Genomic DNA, 17352 nt, shown 5'->3' with positions numbered 1-17352 from the left:
TTATTAATGCTTTTTAGGTTAATTTCTCATGGCTCTTTCACAATTTCTCAATGTGCGAAATGATTATGCATTTAAGAGAATATTTGGTACTGAAAAGAACAAAGACATTCTTATTCACTTTCTTAATGATATATTAGATCTTACTGATGACAACCAGATTAAAGATGTCTCCTTTCTCAGTCCCATTCAAGACCCTGTTATTGCCTCTCAAAAGCAAAGTATTGTTGATGTTCTCTGTGTTGATTCTACAGGGGTCAAAACCATCATTGAGATGCAAGTCGCTAAAACAAGGGGCTTTGAAAAACGTGCCCAATACTACGCTGCCAAAGCTTATTCAAGTCAAGCTGATGTAGGTGACCAGTATCATGATCTTAAAGGGGTTATCTTTATTGCTATTGCTGATTTTATCCTATTTCCTAATAAGCTGGCTTATAAGTCTGATCACGTTACTTTTGATAAGATGACCTTTGAACATGATCTCAAAGACTTTAGTTTCACTTTCGTAGAGCTACCAAAGTTTAATAAGACAAAAGAAGATCAATTAGAAAATATTGTTGAAAAATGGATCTATTTTTTTAAGCACGCAGATGAAACGAGCGAAGAGGATCTAAAAAAAATAATAGGTAGTGATGTAATTATTGGTAGGGCTTATGATGAGTTAAATCAATATAATTGGAGTAAAGAAGAACGTTTTGCATATGATCAAGCTAAGAAACGTACCGATGATTATTTATCTACCCTTGAAGAAAAACTTCATGAAGGCATCCTCATAGGCAAAGAAAAAGGCATCCTAATCGGACATGAAAAAGGCAGAAAAGCAGAGAAAATTGAGGTCGCAAAGAATCTACTAAAAGCAGGTGTTTCTATTGATATTATAGCTCAAACTACTGGTCTTACAGCTAATGAAATTAAAGACTTAAGCTGATTCTATCTTTGGATGTTTAGATGAACATCTTTGTACTAGATGAAAACCCAGAGATTGCGGCAAAAATGTTATGTGATAAGCATATAGTAAAAATGCCATTAGAAACTGCTCAGTTATTAAGTAATGTTTTTTCAATAGCATTAAAAGTGCCAAATCCTTTAGTCAGCATCACAGACCAGAATATAGAAGTTCCATATAAACTTACTCACAAAAACCACCCTTGTTCTCTATGGGCTAGACACTCAAAAGGAAACTTTAATTGGTTGATAAAGCATGGAAAAGAATTGTGCATAGAGTATAGCTTGCGATACAAAAGAACGCATAAATCCGAAGAAGTTATAGATTGGTGTGATAATAATAAGGATTTGCTAATTTTTCAATCAGCTGATATACAAATTTTTACACAAGCGTTACCTGATCGATATAAATGTAGTAATCCAATAGAAGCCTATAGAGAATATTACCTAAAAGAAAAGATGAGGTTTGCTAAGTGGGAAAAAGGTAGAGAAGCACCAGGTTGGATAATCTGCTACACAATACCACAGCTAATATAGCTCATAAATAAAGAAGCCATCCAAATCGGACATGAAAAAAGCAGGGAAGAGGGCGAAAAACAGGCTAAAATAGCTGTGGCTAAAAATTCACTCAAGGCGGGTGTTTCTATTGATGTTATTGCTGAAATAACAGGGTTTTCTGTTGATTATATTGAGAAAATTCAAGAAAAGAAGTTTTAGCCATAACGTTTTTTTTATTAAACCCTCTATTCTAGTAATTTTAATATTGTAATCCATTCTAATGTCTGTACAATACCTTTTTTATATAAATACTTAATAGGAGGGGTTAATGCCAACACAGAAAGAGCTTCAGGCTACGATGTCCAAAAAATTACAGGAAGCTATTAAACATCCAGATCCAACAGTTGCTGCCGGGAGGAAGTCAGCTATCAAGAGATGGGTGGGAGTCCTTCAAGATAACTTTATGGAGCACATAAAATACTTTAAGGGTGATAAGTTGAAGTTTTTGCACAATGTATTCCAAGATGAAGGTTGCTGGTCAGGTGTAAGGTTGGATAATGCTGCTTTAGGTCAAAGGTTTACTGAAGAGAAAATAGGTGGAATAGATAATCCACTTCGCAAATATGAGATGGCTTGTAGTTACTGTGTAGTAGATAAAATTCATCCACTCTTTCAAAAAAGATTTGAATCTTATAGGAACAATTTTCCTCCTAGTGCATTTGATGGTAAAACTGAAACTGAAATTGGCAAATACGTACGAAACTCGTTACTAGATAGCATAAAGAGGAAAGGTCCTGTGTTTGATTTCTGGATCGATAGAGAATCTGGGCGATTAAAGCAACCAAGTAACGCGTCAGAAGGTTTTGACAGTGCTGTAAAACTTAAGTGGAGCGAAGGAGTAGAGTATTTTTATAATCATTTAAAAGAAGAAGATAAGGAAAAGAAACTTACAGAAGCTGTTATTGCTCTGTCTCGCGTTCAATCTGTTGAGAAAGACGCTCCTATTTTAGATTTTTGTGTAAGGAATATAGCTGACAAAGATACTCTTTTACAGAAATTATTGCAGAAGGATAGAGGGGTATATTTCCTTTTTAGTAGATTAATACGTTCATGTTTTTTTGATACGGTTCATGATTTGGTACAGTATTGGTGCTATAAAGGAATTTCAGCACGTGGAGATCATTCAGAGAAAATATTCTCACAGCAAAACTATGAGATTCTTCTTTCTTCACTTTCAGATACAATGTTGAACAATCCTGAATCAAATGTTCAAGCTAGATCTCTCATTATGGAGATTTGGCAGTGTGGTAGTTTTAGTGAATATAAAAAGGCTGCTATTATTGATACTTCAAATGATAGAATTCCTATAAAGGGTGTACTTGCAGAATTGATAGTTAACTGGAAACGAGAAGACATTTATAAGTCTGATGAGGAAAAAGAAATAGAGAAAAAAGAAATACTAGATATGATGTTATTTGCTAAAAATAGCTTTCCTGAAAGGTTTGAGTTCTTTAAGGGAAGGATAATAAAAAGTCTTAGATTATGTGGTAGAGAAGGTAAAAGAGTAAATGTAGATTACGGTCTGTTTGCGGAAGAATTATTCTCTGAGTTAGAGAAAACAATTTTACCACCTGTAGGTGATGGTCCTTGGAATAATTTACGGTCACGATCTAAAGCTCATGGTAGTAAGGAAACAACTTTGCCAGTTGATGATGGTCCACAGTCTGAGCTTGGAACTCCTAGTGTAAGTGGTGTTTCTTCTTATAAGAAAAAAAGCGTCTTTACGCTTAGTGGTAATAAGTAATCCACTTATGAACTCTTGGTGTTTCTGGTCGTAGTAAATAAGGGGTATTTTGTATGAGTAATGGTGATGGATTTATTAGGAGTTTGGTGGATGGAGATCTTGAAGGATTCAGACAAGGATTTGAATCTTTTTTAGATCAATGTCCATCTTTTTTGTATCATGTGAGTGCAGGTCGTTTCCTTCCTGTATTCTTTTTTAGTATGTTTGCTACTGCACATGATGCTGGTATCTTAACTGCAAATGAGAGAGTCTATTTTCGTTTTGATAATCATGGTATTGATACAGGTGGTAGGAATAGAAATACAGGAAACTTAAAGGTTGCTGTTTCAACTCGTAGTCGTGACGGACAGCGAGTTGTCAAGTGTTACAGCATTTCTGATCGCCCTAACAGTAATGGGTTAAGGTTTAGTACAAGGGAGAGAAATGCTCTAGTGCAAGAGATTAGATGGCAAAATCCGAATTTACGGGAAGAAGACCTAAATTTTGAGCAGTACAAAGTATGCATGCATGGAAAGGGCAAGAGTCAGGGAGAGGCAATTGCAACAGTATTCGAGGCGATTCGTGAAAAGGATTTTAGAGGTAGAGATAAATTTGCCAAATATTCAGCATCTGAGGTTCATTTCTTGAGGCAACTCTTTAGAAATCGCAGATTAACAATTAAGGAAATAGAAGGAAGACAACTTAATCAAAATCAGCTCAGACAACTTGATAGATCAGTCAATTTTGCACAGGTAGCACAAGGTCAACAAAGGATTGACAACTTTATGGAAATACTAACAAGTGATGACGAAGAAAATGTAAGAGATCCTCTCCGAGAAGATATTTTAGAATATATAACTGATACCTATAATAATTATAGAGCGCAGATAGAAAATAATATTGAAAATCGCAGTCAAAAATTTGAGAGTCACGGGTTTTTATTAGGTTTCTTAGCAAATTTTAGTCATCGCTACACAATAGGCATCGATCTTGACTTATCTCCTAGAAACTCACATGTTGCTTTTCTTGTACGTCACCAAGCAGAAAGAGAAAATATTCCTATTGTTGTTAATCTTGCTACAAGGGCACCGTCCAATATCGCATTAAACCGCGCCAGAAGTCACGCTGAAAGATTGCATGTTTTTTCATTTATACCTATCCATACTGAATCAAGAAATACTGTCTGTGTTGGATTAAATTTTAATTTAAATCTAGATCCTTTTAGTGTTGATACAGTAGGGCTTCAACAGGATAGATTTCCTTTAGTACAAAGATTGTTTGAGTATATAGAAGATGAAGAGGTTGGAGAGAATATTAGAGATTTCTTGCTTCAACATCTTCCTGGTGAAATACCAAGAAATGCAGATAATTATAACAGAGTATTTGATTGTATAACTGGTTTTACTTTTGGAAGTAGTGCTTTTGATAGGCACCCTTTAGAACTAGAAGAGGAAGACGAAGCACCTATAACAAAATACATATTTAGACATGGTGATGAGGGTTTAAGATGTTTAACTATGGTCTTTCATGCTGAAGGTTCTGATATAGTTATACTTCATATTAGAGCTCACGATGCGCAACAACAAGGAGCAATCAATTTAGAAAATCTTAATATTAATGGAAATAATGTTCATGTATGGGAAGTTTCATGCACACTTAATGACCAATTTAAGCTAGATATTGATCAACCAAATGACCTTGGTTTATATCACGATTACCAAAATAATAATGCAAATAATTTTCTTGATGGTGATCTTATACAAGTGCCTAATGTTGAAAATGTACATGGTATTTCAGAAAGAGTTATGGATGATGGCTGGCAAGATGTAGGTCAGCATGGAGAGCTGTTTCAAGAGATCTCTGGAATATTGATGCCACTTAGGGACGCAATAAATGTTAATAGTGAGGATAAGTTTCGTTCTATACTACATGGTACATTTTATGCTAGTGATAATCCTTATAAAGTGCTTGCTATGTATAAAGTTGGTCAAACATATAGTTTGAAAAGGGGTCAGGAAGAAGAAGGAGAAAGGGCAATACTCACAAGAATTACAGAACAGAGATTAGACCTTTTATTATTAAGACAATCTACGGAGAATGCTCCAGATACTCATCCGATTGTATATGTATTAGGATTTGCTAATAATGCAGAAGAAGTAGCACAAAAGGAGAATAACGCAAAAGATCGAATAAAAGAACTTATGAACAAGCAAAGAGGATATTTGCTTATTACTTCTGGAAATGAGGTGGTTTTATTTCCTCTTATATTTAATGCAGGTGCAGGGAGAGTAGAAGGTCTTATATCTATTCCAGAAGGAATAGGAAGAGAAGAGTATGTACATAGACTTGATCGTGGTGGTCGTGACTCAAGACCAGGAGTATTAGTGGGACCTGAAAGTGTTATTGATGAAAATCCACCAGAGGGTCTATTATCAGATCAGACTCGTGAAAATTTAATAAATTATATTCGAGAAAATCCCGGACGGAACCGGATTTTACCGTTTGATCTAGGTGATAATCGATGTGTTAGTATTATTACCTTCGAAGGTAGTATACAACAACTCCTAGAAATACTAAGGTCAAGAATAAGGGGAGGTGATAATTCCATTCCTACAGCACAAGAGATAAGAAGACAAATAAGAGATATTCTTAGAAATCAAGGGATAGAAGTAAATGATCTACTTACACTAGAATTTGCGACGAGAAATGGACATTATGATTACTGGCTTCAACAAATTGATATAGCTCACGCTGGAAGATTTCGATATCAGCTTCGTACTGAAGGTAATCACACTTTTGAAGTAGCTAATTTGGCAAGGAATGACGGTAACGAGCACATTGTTAGAGTATTAAATCAATTTAGGGAAAATGAAGAACAACAGCGTTTAACTTTAATCATTACTTTAAATAATACTCATTGCGTTACACTAGTGATTGAACGTCAAAATGGGAACTATGTTGGGTACTATGCTGATTCAACTGCTACTGCTGTTCCAGGTGGTATTACTGATATCATTCAAAATAACTTAGGAAATAATATCAGGATTAATAATGTTTCTGTTAGTCAGCAAACAGATGGTTGGAATTGTGGTTTATGGGCATTAGAAAATGCTAGTGATATTAATCGAGTTCTAAACGAAAATCCTGTTGGGCAAGTGCAGAATATCATAAATATAATACGCGATTTTCTTGGAAGAGGCCACCCAAACAGAGATAGAAATTACTTTCAGAACATAAGAGTGGGCATTTCACAATTATTCAGGAATGATCCGGGATTTCAAGATGTGCAATTGCAAGCATACATTCAAAATAGAGAACAAATTGATCCATTACTACGTACTTATCTAGAATTAGGATATCACAGAGTAGGAGGAGGGTATGGATTAGTAGAAGCACCTATATCGCTTGGTGTTAGTGATTCCAGTAATTTTGGTGACCTGCCACAGTCAAGTTTAGAAGGTCCTGAAGCTAGTCGTGTTTCTGACCTTAGCAAAGGTAAAGGCGGTAAGTAGAGGTAATCGGTAGATGAAAGGAGTGTAACAAAAACCTTATGCATCAAGTAAAGATTGTGAGCAAATTTAAAGAAGTTAAGGTGGGTAACCTGTTTTTTTCTACTTGCAGCAATGTTTCAAAAAGTATATGTGTCGAGTTGGGTAAAGTTGAAGGAGGTTCTTAAATGAGCAACTATTAATTTGGTAGTGTATAACATTAATAAATTTAAATGATGCAACCATTTCCAGCAACAAAAATCAGCTAGCGTGAGAAGATTTTTTCTTGGAATCGTGTGGTCTAGAGTTAAGATCTTGGATGTTTTGGAGCATCTTTAGTGAATAAGCATTTCCTCCATTTTCAAGTTTTCGGATCGAGGTTTAGAGAGTTTTTTACTATTTGTATTGCTCTGCCTCTGTTGCTCTGATAGTTTCTCCTTCTGAATATAATATGTTGAAAATATTATGCCAGAGAGTATAATAAAATCTATATCAAATACTTTACAAGAAAAAGTGGTGGTAGAGGCAAAAGTGAACACTAATAAGAACCAATTTAAGGAAAGCGCATGCTAGAGTTTGAAAAAGCAGCAAGAATATTATTGAAAGGTTAAATGGCGTATGATATGATATATATAGTGTAAAGATGTAAATAATCTTATTGACATCTTTACATTAATAGTTCTTAAATGTTTAGTGCTGTAAAATTAAATTATTAAGTTTTATGAAGGGAGTAAAAATGGTGGAAAGCTTTCTAGGTAAGAACAAAGGCAGTAATTTTATTGAGGGGACAAAAATAATGAAAAATTTTTCAGATAATAACAAAAACGGTAGCTCAATCTTCCAAGGAAAAATCAGGGAGCAAGATTTCTCTGCGGAGCAGAAGTTAAATGAACTAAAAGCAGCCGTAGAGGAGCTTGCCAGACAAGATTTACTCAGAAGGCTCGAGTGTGAGCGTCAGGCCTCTAGTTGTATCGATGAAATATCATCTCAAGCAGAGCTACATATCGAAGAAGATGATGAAGATTACTTCAATGGTGAAAGAGAAAGAGTACTCGGAGATTTCTGGAGTTTCTTTGAACCTCTCTTCAACCTCTTTGAAGTAGATGTAGATCCGAAAATCTACCAAATGCTCAAGGAGAAGAAAGAAAAAAATTGGCTTCTTTCGATAATGAAGTTTTTGCGTGACAAGCTTAAGGAGTTAATCAAGAAGATTTTTGCACGCGATTTAAGTTTCGATCAGAGGTTGGACAAAGAGATAAAAGAATTGCAGGAGAAATTAGGCAGTGGTGAGTTATCAGAAGAAGAGTTTGCAAGGGCGTTAGAAAGGTTAACTGCATTGCAAGATCTGAAACTCAAGTTACAGCTGGCCGTTGTCGGATGGATTGTTACAATGTTCGCAGAGATTTTTGGAGTTGAGTTGGCGGCTGCGGCAGAGGCATCTAAAGAAAAAGAAGATAAAAAAGCAGAAAAAACATCATTAAAGGAAGAAAATAAAGAAGTTTGCGAAAACGTAGAAATGAAAGTGGATGAAAGAGAAAAACCTAAAGTGCCAGTTTCCCTTTTTGACGTCTCATCTGGGTTTGTAAGGCCAGTTGTTCTGAGCAAACCAGAACTTGATCTTTTACCAAAACCTATAATGCCTCCTATATTTAAAGAGGTTAATGAGAATCGCGAGATAAAAGAAACAAAACCAAAAGTGGAAGAAGAGAAAAAAGCGAAGCCTGAGAAACCGAAGGTGGCTGTGTGTCCACCGAAACCTGCGGAGAAGAAGCCCGTGGTGAGTGGGATAAAATTTTATTCTATAGACAAGGATATTAATTTCGAAAAATGGGATACGAATACTAGTGTTAATGGAAGAGGCACCACGTCTACCAATAAATGTGGTACTACTAATGATTTTAAGGAAAAGGAACTCAAGCCTACTAATGAGCAAAAATTTGATGGGAAAGAATCTAAGTCTACTGATAAGCAGAAAACGGATGACCCTTACGCTAAGCTTGCAAAAAAAGTTGCTGAAAGGAACACTCAAAGAAAAGAATCTGCCACTATTAAACACGATTATCCAATTGATACTTGGCAGGCTCCATCAGGAACTACTGATAATGGAAAGTCTAGTGCTAGTTCTGCAAGTGATGCTAAAGAAAATCCTAAGTCAAAATTTACTGATGTATTGAAGGAACGTGCAGCAAGAGGGAATGGTAATACACCATCGAGATAGCTAGTGTTAGCTACTTATTGGATGACGAGAAAGGGTGTCATTCCAGTGCTTGACACTGGAATCCAGGATGTGCATTGGGTTTGATAAGTGTAGGGTTTTATGTTAAGAGGGAGTGTTTTTGATGAAATTGTGAAGAACCAGTGTTAGCTACTTGGATGACAAAAAGACTGGATCCCAGTGGGCTTTGTTGCATCGCTCTTCGGATAGTAGGTAACGCACAATAAATTTATGAAGCTATCTCAAATTTAGCCATACCAATATCAGTGAACTTATTGAGCAAATAGCATTTAACAAGTAGTTCCTTCTCACGATTAATCTCAGATTTGCTCCTAAAACTAAACCCAAATATTCGCTTCAACCTTGAGAAAAATCCTTCAATATACGATCTTTTTCCGTAATTTACTTCTTCTTTCCATCTTTTTATACCATTCTCACCATGTAATTTCATTAACTGAATAGCGGCATTTCTATCAAGCATATAATCCAATTTTGGATGCTCTGCTGCGTTGTTTTTCGGAGGAATTTTCGTTTTTATACCATATTGATTACACAGCTTATAGAGCTTTTCTCTATCATATGCCCTATCTGCATATAGTACTTTTATGACATACTGAAAATCGACTTCTTTTAGCAAATCACAAGCTCCATAGTGATCAGAGTAGACACCATTACTGTATTTTACAGCTATGGCTTTTTTGCTGTTTGTATTCAACATTACATGCAATTTTCTTGTCTGTTCATAGCTGCGATACTTTCTATCTTCGCTATTTTCCTTGCTATGACCAGGAGTGTTGTTGTATATACTAATTCCTGTACTGTCTATAGCAATTTCGATATCTTCCATATTATTTTTATCAATTCTGCAATCATTGATCTTAATATTAAGTTTCTTAAACCTTCTTGATGATTGTGAATAGCTGATAACTTGCAAATTTTTCCCAATTTGCTCAAGGTATCCTGCTATAAACCCAACTGTTTGCCTCAGGCCTATTCTAAATAAACAAGTTATTATGTGCACCAAAATTACAACTTTATCGCTATAAATATTGTTGCCACCTGGTATTTTTGGACCATTCTCGTACCACTTTTCTATGGCTTCGTTGATATAATGAAAAATATTTCCTCTTTTTTCTAGAAATTTGTTATATTCGCTATGGTTACTGACCCTCATTTTTTGTGGCATATTTTTTCTTTCAAGGTTAAATGGCTATTTTATAATGAATTTTGTCAGTAGCCACCAGATTTTTTCAGTTGCTATGCAACAAAGCCATCCCAGTGTCTGGGCACTGGGATGACATTAAAAGAGTAGGAGTTGATGGCAAAAAGAAACACAGGCGTCATTCAGCGTCTTTTTTTTGCCATTCCAGCGCGTGACAATGGAATCTCTAAGCTCGAGTTTTATGAAAAAAAGAGTGAATAAAATTTATACTAAAAAATATAAAAAAAGTGCTTGCACTATAATTTATTTTTAGTATATTAGTTACATAATATTTTTACTGGAGGTTAATATGCATGGTAGTAATGATAATGGTGGTGCTAATAAGTGGATTTCAGATAAAAATGTTGAGTGGATTGGTCCTGATAAGTATAAAAACTACGAGCGACTACATGAAAGCAGTAAGCCTAACACACAACTGGGTAGTAGTAGTGCTACTGGTGCCGGTAGTAGTAAAGATAAAGGAAAAAGCAAGTAGTGAGGTTTCTTAACAATTTTTAATAGAGGTAGTTATGGGTATAAAAGAGTTGGTTAATGCGTTTAACTTAAATAATTATGCTTGTGATAAGATCGATACTAATTTTACTGTAGAAGGTAAAAAGATTGTTGGTTTATTTGCTAGTGGTACTAATACAAAAGAATATCTGCGAAGAATGGAAAAGGAGATAATAGGGCGGCACTATGGCACTAGAGAGATAGCAAATGAATATTATAACTTAGACTGTTTTCCATTTGTTTTAGGTGCTAATCATGATGAAGAGTATTTAGGTAATGGCATAGTGAAAGTGAAGCTTGCAGATTCTACGGATCCTGCAGTAATTCATAACTTGAAGGTTCATTTTGCTAGTGAGTTTAAGAGAGCTGTGAGATCCAAAGTGGCTGCATGTCTACAAAAAGAAGTAGGGATATCTGAGGAAGAAGCATATGAATGGGTCAATGAAACTGTTGGAACAGGAGCGATAGGCAAGCCTTATTTGTACTGTATAGCTTTTAGCAACGAATACCTTAAGAGGGAATATGATTTAGAGACTTTTGAATTTTTTAAGCAGGCATATATTAAAGAATTTAACTCAAGGTTAGAAAACTGTGGCCTTAAGAGTTCAAACTTTTATGAATATAAAGATGATGTGTTATATATTAAAGATGTGAGTGATAAGGTAGTCAGGAGTGTGGCAGAATATGTTAAAGGGCGAGTAGCGCTTTATTTGGGAACTCCAGGCACAGAAGATTCTAAAGTCGAAAATTTTAAAGATGTTCTTGGCGATTTTATTTTTAAATTGACAGGGAAATCAATTAATGCTTATGAGTATGATATTTTTACGGATAAAAAGAAAATAGAGAATGGTAATGATTTTGTCCTTATACCTTTAACAAAAAGATATAGTGGTCAGCTTGAATCTTTAAAGCATAAGGATGCATACAAAATTAATACAATACATAAAGATTTTGTAAGTGATATTAGAGGTAAGACTGCAAAACCAGATGTTGCCAGTTATGAAAGCCCAGTTTATGCTATCTCTAACAAAAGAATTGCTCAGTTACTTCCTGAAATTATGCAGTCTCCAATTGCATATAATCAAATACACGGACGTTTTGAATTTGCAGTTGATCTTGAGAATTTTAAGAGACGTGGCTCGAGTCGATCCTCCTCAACAGTAACTTCTCCATTCAATTCTCCTACACATGCAGGACAGAGTGGACTAAGAACACCGCCCAACCAAAGGAAAGCAGACACAGATAGTGGTTATGATAGTAATTCACCTCCGAAACCTAAGGATTCTGGTTCTTCAAGTGGCGGTCCAGGGCCATCGACTGAACTGTCAGATATGGAATGGGAGTCTCCCACGCGGAGTCAGGATGGAGCATTAGAGGATTCTCCCAGGCGAGGGTCAGAGCAAGGATCAGAAACGGAAAAAGAAGGACGGCTGCTGCACAATCATGTAAATTTAGCTGGAACGAGTAAAGGATTTCCGCCATTGCCGCAGCTGAATTCTATTGCAGTTAGTTATGGTGTTTCAGGGCCATCTTCATTATCGCAATCTGTAAGTACTGCTCAAAATCGTTGGTCATCACAAGGCACGTCCGGAAATAAATGGATGCCGTCACGGCAATTTACTGAACCAGGACCTAGTGGTTTATCATGGTCACAGAGTGGACCTTCATCATGGAAAGGTGCTAATCCAGTAGGGGCTAACCCTTGGGCTCAGCAAACGAACCCTTGTTTATCACAAGGCACGTCCGAAAATAAATGGATATCGTCAATGCAATTTACTAAACCAGGACCTAGTGGTTTATCATGCTCACAGAGTGGAGCTTCATCATCGAGAGGCGCTGGTAAAAATATGCCAACAGGGAGTAGTTCTTGGTGTTTGCCACCATCGACTTCTTCTCTTACGACAAGGAATGATCCAATATCCTCAAATCTTGGGATTTTTGCAGATCCTCCAGAAGATACGGAGAACATTTGTAGCATGAAAGAAAAACAGCAAGTTACTAAGGAAAAGGAAGAAGAAAAGTTGTCTAAAGCATTGCTTTATACATTCAACCTAATGAATTATACTCTTGATGGTGTTTATACTAACTTTTTTGCAAAAGATGGGAAAATTGTTAGTTTACTCCATGATAATGTTGATAGAGAGGAATATTTACAGGCGGTAATAGATTATGTAGTAGAAGAGTATTATGAAACTGAGAAAGAAGCAAGAGAATCTTGCGATTTTGATGAGTTTCCATTTAAATTTCTTCCTGATCCTGATTATGAAAAAAATCAAAATGATTGTGAGAAAAATTCAAGAAAGACAGTTGTTGCTAATATAAGTAGTGGTGCTTTATCTAACTTAGAAAAACTTTTTAGGCAGAAGTTTGGGAAAAACGTAGGTGCTATCGACACTAATTGGGTCAAAAAGGTAGAGAAACGTGAAAAGGACGAATGGGTAGATCGCCAGCGATCTTATGGCGCTTCTCTTCAAGACGCATGTGAGAGTTGTTTTCCTGATGAAGGGCCAATGAAAATAATTCCAATTGCACTTGAAGGAGATGAATACGTGCTTGACCGTAGTCGTGAAGAGTGTGAAGTAAAATTGTTGCTCAGAGAGCAAAAACTACGGCTTAGAGGTACATTAGTTAACGAGGAAGAAAAAGGGTTGTTTAAAGCATTGCTTTATGCGTTTAACTACAGTAATAATAATTTCGACCTTCCTGATACTAACTTTATTGTAAAAAATGGGAAGATTGCTAGTTTAATTCCTGATAGTGTTAATGTAGAAGAATATTTACAGGAGGTAATAGATAAGACGAAAGAAGAGTATTGTGAAGATAAGAAAGAAGCCTATGATCTAGATGAGTTTCCATTTGAACTTAATTGTGAGAAAAACCAAGAAACAACAGTTGTTGCTAATATAAGTCGTGGTGCCTTATTTAACTTAAAAAAACTTTTTATTTATGGGTATAAGAAAAAAGCGGAAACAGGAGATATCGACATTAACACTGTCGAAGAGGCAGTGAAATCTAAAAAGGACGAATTGGTAAATTCCAAGGTGAAAGGAATAGAAAGAGAAGGAGGATATTACAGTAGGATAAAACCTGACGAAGCAGCTACAGCCTCTTATCCCGATGGAAACGCATTAGAAGGTATTCCAATTATAAAAGGCAAAGGTGGATACTGCCTTGACCGTACTTTTAACGATTGGGAAACAAAGTTGTTTGTGGAAGATTCAGAGTATACTAAAGGTACATCAAAAGCTAAAAAGATGAAGTCCGAAGATAATAAAGACAGCGGTATCTCTTCAGGGGAGGCGACTGATGCTGAAAACGTAAGCTCTAAAGCTGAGGGGAAAACAAGTGGAACAAGTGGTTATGAGTCTATGGATTGTGAGAATACTAGAGGAGGATCGCCAAAACATACTCTAGAATTAAGTGTGGAAAATTTGAGAATATCCACAAAACTGGATGCTACTAAGGCCGAGCAGCACTCTCCCATAAAAAAATTTAGAAGCAATTGATCTAATCCACTGCTCTCAGCCACCTAAGCGTTTTATTAGGGTTGGGGCCAAAGCCCCTGACCCTGGGGATGCTGTCGGTGGTTTTTCTTGTCCATTGTAAATATTGTACTGTACTGTCCACCTGATCATCATAACGGGCTTCTGGGAACATTAAAATCTCATACTCAAAATCATTGAGCCATACCGCTTGCTGTGGCAGAAAAACCCTGCCAGACTCTATCACTGGAACAATTTGATAAAATCGAGTGAGTTTGTCATTGTGTGGCACTATTTCAATAATCGGTAGATCGCTATTTGCCTTTAGCTCTTGTGTTAATTGTTGCTTTTTATACCATCTGCTCTAATTTAACACGTATGAACATTCATGATTAATTTTTTAAAATCTTATCCTGAAAAATACATTAACTTAACCTGGTGGAGCCATTGCTGTTTTCTTTTGCTGCAAACAAGCTTGCGTGAGATCAGTAGATGGAACATCCTTAGTAGTCTCGATTGACTCTGTAGACACACTACCATTTTTCTTAAAACCTTTATCTTCTATAGCTTTCAGAACGTTTTCTCCTCCCAAAAGACAATTTTCTCCTAAACTTTTCTTCTTAGCTTTTAACTCGTCAAACCTTGTTCTGCTCTCCTCACAAATCTTTACCTCTATTTTATTACTATCTTCCTTACTAGGACTTAGATAAATACTAATCTCTCCTACCTCAGTGGTAAAAGACATTTCAATGCTACCTTTTAAGATATCTGTATAATTTCTTTTTCCATCTTTTGTGCCTTTAACTCTCACTATACTTTCCCCAATTTGAAGTATGCCGACTTTTAATTTTAACTCTTTAGCTTTTTCATTGTTTAAGATTTTTACAGGTTCAATAATACTATCTTGTGAATATTTCATATAAAAATATTGATTATCTATCTCCACTGTCTCTAGCTCCTCCTTTTGAGCTTGCCTATCTCTGTTTACGATACCTTCATATGCTATACTTATTAGCTTGCTTTCAATTTCTTTATATTTTTTATTGCGAGCATTCATATAAGAATAGTTATAATTTTGTGCTAGCTCAGTACCGGTGAAGAAAGATTCTTTTGCTTTCCCACCTTTTAACAATAAATCATCCATGATGCTTTCCATGATGTCTGAAGCTTCATCTTTATCTTTACCTTTATCTTCTTGTTCGGGAATATCATTAACCCTTCCTCTATACTCTCTGGTTTCATCGCGTGGTTTCACACGACTAATAAGAACATCTTCTATTTCTTTAAATATTAAATTTGTTACAGTTTCTTTATCACCTTTTTCACTGCCATTTTTATTATCATTACTACAACTTGAATTTAACCTTATTCCTTTCTCCAAGTACTCATTTACTATTTTCTTAATACTTTTTAGAATACTTTCTTCAGGTTCTTGTTTGTTTTTTGTTATATCTATTATCTCCTTATAAAAACCTTTAATTAGCCCCTCTTCACTTGTAGTTAATGGTATTTCTAACTTCATCAAAAGTGAGTCTTCTAGAAAAAGATCATCACTTGAACTACAGCTCGAATCCTCGTCTTCTGAGTCACAATCACTCAATTTAACAGACTTTACCTGACTATCATCACCAGAGTTATTTGAACAATCATTACTTTCATCTACCGAACCATCAGGTGTTGTCGGATTACCTTCATTTTCACGAGAATTATCTGAATAATAGTCCGAATCCTCTTCTGTGTTACAATTACTCAATTCAGCAGGCTTTACCTGACTATCATCACCAGAGCTATTTGAACAATCGTTTCTTTCACCTACCGAACTATCAGGTGTTGCCGGATTCCCTTTATTTTCATGAGAATCATCTGAACTATGGCTCGAATCCTCAATAGCTTGACGGCACTCATCTTCAGTAGCATATTCAGATGGAGTCTTTCCACTTTGATCTTGCACATTTGGATTAGCACCCGCTCCTAAAAGAAGTTCTCTAGCTTGAAGGCAGTTATTTTTAGCAGCATAATCTAACGGAGTCTTTCCACTTTGATCTCGCACATTTGGATTAGCTTTTATTACTTCTAAAAGAAACCTTATACCGCCAGTATCGTTACATTCAGCAACGTAATGTAACAGAGTTTTTCCATCTTCTTGGTTTTGTACATTTGGATTAGCTCCTGCTTCTAGAAGAAGAATTATATGTTGAATATTATTTAATATATCTCCATTGCTTTCTAACGCATTTAAAATGTTAAGTAATGGTTCATTTGAGTAATGTGACAGAGTTTTTCCATATTGGTTTTGTGTATTTCGATCAGCTCCTGCTTGTAGAAGAAGACTTATATGTTTAGCATAATAATATAATAGACCTCTATCGCTTTCTAACTGATCTAAAATATCACGTAATTTTTCATCTAAGTAACATGACAGAGTTTTTCCATCTGGGCTCCGTATATTTGGATCAGCTCCTGCTTGTAGAAGAGACATTATACGTTGAATATCATTGGGATTATCTAATAGACCTCTATTGCTTTCTAACTGATCTAAAATGTCACCTAATTTTTCATCTTGGTTCTGTATATTTGGATCAGCTTCTGCTCCTGAAAGAGACGTTATATTTTGAATATTACTATCGTTTTCTGGCTGACCTAAAATGTTAAGTGAACTTTCATTTAATTCCTTGCTTGATACCCCACCACTCATATTTTATAACCATTACTCACTAATTCTTCAGTGATTACCGTAATATATGGGTAAGTCAATAAAAAAATACACCTTTCCTTCTTCAGTTCTAAGAAATTGTCAAAAATCTCAAAAAGATGAGTTAAAAAGGGTTCTGCTTCCAACTTTTTTGCTGTAAATTTTTGCAAAATTTTAAAACTCACATCTACTCTATTATAGTATTCTTGGCAACTAATTTTATGTCAATATTAAAAATCTTACTATTACCCACAAATAAAGACATGGTATTGTATTTACTCAAATAATTTTATTAACTTGAAAGATTATTAGATTAAAATTATTAAATTAAGAGTTATAATTTTAGCAACTAAAAGCTGTAAGTTATACCATATAAACAGTTATTTCAAGCAAAAGTTATGCCATTAAGAGCTATGCAACAAACGTTCATATTTGTGGGTAATAGTAAGGGGGAAGTTATAGAATGACACTCAATCGCGAGGACTATGACTTCTACCAACCAGACTTTTCGTATAGCTTCTAGGTTCAAGCTTTCAAT

Annotated in this window: 10 protein-coding genes and 1 pseudogene; 7 read left to right on the top strand and 4 right to left on the bottom strand. The window is 35.4% G+C overall.

Features of this window, described 5'->3' with window-relative positions:
* Positions 1 to 28: 28 nt before the first annotated feature.
* The 5 genes from AAGD72_RS05945 to AAGD72_RS05925 all read left to right on the top strand — a co-directional run bounded on the left by AAGD72_RS05945 (position 29) and on the right by AAGD72_RS05925 (position 8929).
* Positions 29 to 925 (top strand): Rpn family recombination-promoting nuclease/putative transposase, encoded by an 897-nt coding sequence (locus tag AAGD72_RS05945; RefSeq protein ID WP_341814791.1) that lies wholly within the window; start codon positions 29 to 31, stop codon positions 923 to 925.
* Positions 926 to 945: 20 nt separating this feature from the next.
* The gene (locus AAGD72_RS05940) at positions 946 to 1479 is read left to right on the top strand and encodes a pyrimidine dimer DNA glycosylase/endonuclease V (protein ID WP_182319428.1); all 534 of its coding nucleotides are present in this window, start codon (positions 946 to 948) and stop codon (positions 1477 to 1479) included.
* A 289-nt stretch (positions 1480 to 1768) separates the two neighbouring features.
* On the top strand, positions 1769 to 3244 hold the full coding sequence (locus tag AAGD72_RS05935; RefSeq protein WP_341814790.1) for a cytoplasmic incompatibility factor CifA: 1476 nt from the start codon (positions 1769 to 1771) through the stop codon (positions 3242 to 3244).
* A 53-nt stretch (positions 3245 to 3297) separates the two neighbouring features.
* The gene (locus AAGD72_RS05930; RefSeq protein ID WP_341814789.1) at positions 3298 to 6735 is read left to right on the top strand and encodes a cytoplasmic incompatibility factor CifB; all 3438 of its coding nucleotides are present in this window, start codon (positions 3298 to 3300) and stop codon (positions 6733 to 6735) included.
* Between the two features lie 697 nt (positions 6736 to 7432).
* Entirely contained in the window at positions 7433 to 8929 is a 1497-nt protein-coding gene (locus AAGD72_RS05925) for a hypothetical protein (protein WP_341814788.1), read from the top strand.
* A gap of 226 nt (positions 8930 to 9155) precedes the next feature.
* Here AAGD72_RS05925 and AAGD72_RS05920 read toward each other — a convergent pair whose 3' ends face one another.
* Positions 9156 to 10112 (bottom strand): IS5 family transposase, encoded by a 957-nt coding sequence (locus AAGD72_RS05920; RefSeq protein WP_341814569.1) that lies wholly within the window; start codon positions 10110 to 10112, stop codon positions 9156 to 9158.
* A 325-nt stretch (positions 10113 to 10437) separates the two neighbouring features.
* On the opposite strand from AAGD72_RS05920, the gene AAGD72_RS05915 reads away from it, so the two are divergent.
* Together AAGD72_RS05915 and AAGD72_RS05910 are read left to right on the top strand one after the other, a co-directional pair.
* Positions 10438 to 10623, top strand: a complete 186-nt coding sequence (locus AAGD72_RS05915; RefSeq protein WP_341814787.1) for a hypothetical protein — start codon at positions 10438 to 10440, stop codon at positions 10621 to 10623.
* Positions 10624 to 10657: 34 nt separating this feature from the next.
* On the top strand, positions 10658 to 14146 hold the full coding sequence (locus tag AAGD72_RS05910; protein ID WP_341814786.1) for a hypothetical protein: 3489 nt from the start codon (positions 10658 to 10660) through the stop codon (positions 14144 to 14146).
* A 1-nt stretch (position 14147) separates the two neighbouring features.
* On the opposite strand, the pseudogene terL reads toward AAGD72_RS05910, so the two are convergent.
* The 3 genes and pseudogenes from terL to AAGD72_RS05895 form a co-directional block, all read right to left on the bottom strand.
* A pseudogene (gene terL / locus AAGD72_RS05905) lies at positions 14148 to 14468 on the bottom strand (phage terminase large subunit); the annotation flags it as partial.
* A gap of 84 nt (positions 14469 to 14552) precedes the next feature.
* Positions 14553 to 16817, bottom strand: a complete 2265-nt coding sequence (locus tag AAGD72_RS05900; RefSeq protein ID WP_341814785.1) for an ankyrin repeat domain-containing protein — start codon at positions 16815 to 16817, stop codon at positions 14553 to 14555.
* Positions 16814 to 16999, bottom strand: coding sequence for a hypothetical protein (locus tag AAGD72_RS05895; RefSeq protein ID WP_265035124.1), 186 nt, complete (start codon positions 16997 to 16999; stop codon positions 16814 to 16816). Before AAGD72_RS05895 ends, AAGD72_RS05900 begins: the two co-directional genes overlap by 4 nt.
* Positions 17000 to 17352 lie beyond the last annotated feature (353 nt).

Origin of the sequence: Wolbachia endosymbiont (group A) of Chalcis sispes, assembly GCF_964026765.1 — a bacterium.
In the GTDB taxonomy this organism is placed as follows: Bacteria; Pseudomonadota; Alphaproteobacteria; order Rickettsiales; family Anaplasmataceae; genus Wolbachia; species Wolbachia pipientis.
Note: the sequence above shows the minus strand (reverse complement) of the source record. Positions and strands in the feature narration are given on the sequence as shown.

Coding starts and splice junctions, on each gene's coding strand:
- AAGD72_RS05945 (WP_341814791.1), top strand. CDS start 29: ATGGCTCTTTCACAATTTCTCAATGTGCGAAATGATTATGCATTTAAG.
- AAGD72_RS05940 (WP_182319428.1), top strand. CDS start 946: ATGAACATCTTTGTACTAGATGAAAACCCAGAGATTGCGGCAAAAATG.
- AAGD72_RS05935 (WP_341814790.1), top strand. CDS start 1,769: ATGCCAACACAGAAAGAGCTTCAGGCTACGATGTCCAAAAAATTACAG.
- AAGD72_RS05930 (WP_341814789.1), top strand. CDS start 3,298: ATGAGTAATGGTGATGGATTTATTAGGAGTTTGGTGGATGGAGATCTT.
- AAGD72_RS05925 (WP_341814788.1), top strand. CDS start 7,433: ATGAAGGGAGTAAAAATGGTGGAAAGCTTTCTAGGTAAGAACAAAGGC.
- AAGD72_RS05920 (WP_341814569.1), bottom strand. CDS start 10,112: ATGCCACAAAAAATGAGGGTCAGTAACCATAGCGAATATAACAAATTT.
- AAGD72_RS05915 (WP_341814787.1), top strand. CDS start 10,438: ATGCATGGTAGTAATGATAATGGTGGTGCTAATAAGTGGATTTCAGAT.
- AAGD72_RS05910 (WP_341814786.1), top strand. CDS start 10,658: ATGGGTATAAAAGAGTTGGTTAATGCGTTTAACTTAAATAATTATGCT.
- AAGD72_RS05900 (WP_341814785.1), bottom strand. CDS start 16,817: ATGAGTGGTGGGGTATCAAGCAAGGAATTAAATGAAAGTTCACTTAAC.